A 3,263-nucleotide genomic window follows, 5' to 3' on the forward strand; every position below is an offset into this window, starting at 1 on the left:
CAAGCCTGGCCATGATATCCGTTGAGCCGCCCGGCGAATAGGCAACGATCATTGTTATATGCTGATCCGCCGGCCACTCGGCGTAACTTGGCACAGAAGAGAAGATCAGAAAAGAAGCGCACAGGAGCATCATCAAACCGGTCATTTTTTTCATCATGCCTTACCTCCCCCAAAAAGTGTGATTCTTCAAAGGTCCTGCATTGCTTTCGAGAAAAAACGGCCTTCCGGATTTCTGTTTCATCCCCTCCAACTGCCTCCGCTTTCTTTTCTGCCGATCACTCCTTTCACGACGGCTATGTCCAAAAATCAATGAACCGCAAAGAACTCGTTCAATAGGGAATCAAGGTCACTGGTCGTGAAGATACCCCTGCACTCCCAGAGAAAACCGTGACGACCATTCTTTCATGGCGTTGCTGTGCTTTTCGAGGCGTTGTACCCCATCCTGTCCCAGGTGCTGAAGAACTCCGGAAAGAAGGGCATTTATTATCGCCTCCGCCGCAATATTCGAGTTAAAGAAACTCACGGATTCATACCTGCAGAAAAAAGCGATATCGGAGGCGATCGCCAGGGGGGACAATTCACTGTCCGTGATTGAAACCACCCGGCAGCCGGTTCTCCGGATCTTCTCCGTCACTTCAAGGACAAACTTCGTGTATCTCGGAAGGGAAACAACAAACAGAACATCGTTCCGCCCGATGTCAAAAACGCTTTCCGTCAGCTGCCCGTCATCGATGGAAATATGGTGCACATTCGGGCGGATCTGGAACAGCAGCAGGTTGAAGAAAAAAGTGAGGGGATAGGAACTGCGGAGAGCCAGGGAATACACATTGGGGGCAGACGCAAACAACTCAACGGCCTTCTGGAATTTTTCCCCGGAATTCATGGACAGCAGGGCGTTGAGAGATTCCTGGTCCCTCATAATGGAACGTGTCCAGATCGGGGTGCTTTCGTCGGCCGGAGTTTCTTTAAGCCGTTCAACAGGGGTTATGCCTATTTTCAACTTTGAGCGTATCTGCTCCTGAAGATCCGGATACCCGCTGAACCCCATCTCGACGGAAGTCCTGCTTATCGTCGCCGGGCTGACACCGATACGTTCCGCAAGTTCCCCCAGGTTCAGGAAAGCGGCTTCCTCGGGAGAACTGACAAAAAAGTTGGCGACCGTTCTTTTGGCCTTGGAAGTCTTGCTTCTTCTTAAAAAAAAACGGATTTTCTCTTTAAATTCCTGCATAGCAGTTCTCCCCCAACCGGCACGAATGAAAACAGAATATCACAAACCAAATATCTTTGCAATTTCCCTTTCATTTGAACGACAAATTTAGTTTATTCCCCTATTCCCGGTACTGCACCGGGTTCCCCCCTTCAAGTGCGAAAAAAAGCGGCATGCATTAACGGGAAAAAAGGATATGCGAACAAACCCAGGCAGCTTTCAGCCTCGAAAAAAAAGAGGTTCCTCCGGGGACCTGTTCGGGAGAGAAAAAACGCCTCTGCTCACGATTTTCGGAATCTCGAAATCATGAGCAGAGGGTCAGGCAGAATCTGGTCCAGTCACCTGCTACCTGCAAATATCATCAATTATTTCACAGCCCTTTTCCAGGAGCGATTTATCCACCCAGTCTCTTTTAGCTGTTCCTTTCTCCGCGGCCTCGAGTTTTTTCTCATCATTTTCCTTGAACGACCGTACCGATTCCAGAAGTGACGGCGCATCTTCCCGGGGTATCACTATCACTCCGTCCAGGTCACCGACAATGATGTCTCCAGGGTTAATTACATTTCCTCCGCAAGATACCGGAACATTGATTTCTCCCGGCCCTTCTTTCCAAGGCCCTGCGGGGGTTGTTCCAGCAGCATAAACCGGGACGCCCAGATCATAAATGTAGCCGATATCCCGAATAGGACCATCAAGTACGAAGCCGGCAACACCGCGGGACTTTGCAAAGGTGGCCATTATCGCTCCCATAAGGGATTGTGAACGGTCTCCCTCGTTGGAAAGAACAACAATGTCCCCGGGCATGACCATGTTCAGGGCTTTATGAAGGAGCAAATTATCACCGGGCCGGGCCTTTACCGTCAGGGCAGTTCCTACCATGTTGCCCTCGGTCGGCCTCGTCATCAAACGAATTTCCGAACCCATTCCGCTCAACCGCCCCATACAATCGGAAATGTTGGAGGCAGGGATAAACCGGAAGGCTTCCACAAGCTCTTTGGGGGGCAAAATCCTCTTCAGATACACTCGAAAACCTACAGACATGGTGAAATGTCCTCCTTTGGAAAAAATCGGAAATCAGTTCCTTTTCATGACCCGGAAAAAAAGAGCAGAACTGCCGTCTCCCCGGGACACGCACAACCAGAAAAGCGAAAAGCCGATATCACCTGTAATTATGCTCATCCCAGATCACAAACACTTCCTCCAGAGATTCCGGTGGTATTCCGCCGAGCTTTTCGGCAACCCCGAGGTGCGTCGTGAGTTCAAGCCGCCTCCGTACCCCCTCGCTGACAGGTGATTCAAGGCCGATCTCCTTCATCAGGGCAATGGCTTCGCCAACTTCAAAGGAACGGCGTTCGGAATGGATTACGTCGGCACAGAGTAAACGCCGGGCTGTATTCTGGAAGGAGGTTTTATTCATCGTTTCCGAAATAGAATCCAGTATTACAGATTCAATTCCGCACCGGTGAGCAAAAACAAAGGTCTCGGCCAACAGAGCCTCGAGGCCTTTCATGAAGACGCTTCTTACAAGCTTGATCCTGGAAGCGTTTCCAGCGTTGCCCTCCACCACGGTGACCGACATGTGAAACGGGGTCATCAAATCGTGCCATTTCTCTGCCCCGCTTCCCGAAGCAAGCATGGGAACTTTGTGAGCATACACCGGAAGAGGACCGAGCATGGCAGAATCAACATAATATGCTCCTCCCGCAGAAAAGGCCTGCTCCAGCCGTTCTTTTATGTCAGGAAGAGCTGTTGTCACGTCCACCACAAGCATACCCCGCCTGATGAAACAAATAATCTGCCTGAGCGTCTCCTCGGTATACTTCGCAGGAACCGCCACCACGACCACGTCGGATTGTCCGACAAGTCCCTCAAGAGACGAGGAAAGACCCACGCAGGCTTCCCGGGCTCTTTTCAGGAGCGTTTCTTTGTAACCTGGATTCCCGCCTACTCATAACGAGGCTGGAGGTTGGACATCCATAGCCTCGTAGATTTTCCGTTGCTTCTCCAAAATCTCGCCGACAAGCAGCCTTTGTCCAGGATGTTCGAAACATTCGAT

Annotated in this window: 3 protein-coding genes; all 3 read right to left on the reverse strand. The window is 50.8% G+C overall.

All coding sequences use genetic code 11. The annotated features are described in order from the left end of the window. Positions 1-346: 346 nt before the first annotated feature. Positions 347-1,228, reverse strand: coding sequence for a MurR/RpiR family transcriptional regulator (locus JMJ95_RS13840; protein ID WP_290686533.1), 882 nt, complete (start codon positions 1,226-1,228; stop codon positions 347-349). Between the two features lie 324 nt (positions 1,229-1,552). After that, positions 1,553-2,248: an RraA family protein gene (locus JMJ95_RS13845; RefSeq protein ID WP_290686535.1), complete on the reverse strand. Its 696-nt coding sequence runs from the start codon at positions 2,246-2,248 to the stop codon at positions 1,553-1,555. 118 nt (positions 2,249-2,366) lie between these two features. After that, positions 2,367-3,098 (reverse strand): DUF1932 domain-containing protein, encoded by a 732-nt coding sequence (locus JMJ95_RS13850; protein ID WP_290686537.1) that lies wholly within the window; start codon positions 3,096-3,098, stop codon positions 2,367-2,369. Between the last annotated feature and the right edge of the window lie 165 nt (positions 3,099-3,263).

It is taken from the genome of Aminivibrio sp. (genome assembly GCF_016756745.1).
Classification (GTDB): Bacteria; Synergistota; Synergistia; order Synergistales; family Aminobacteriaceae; genus Aminivibrio.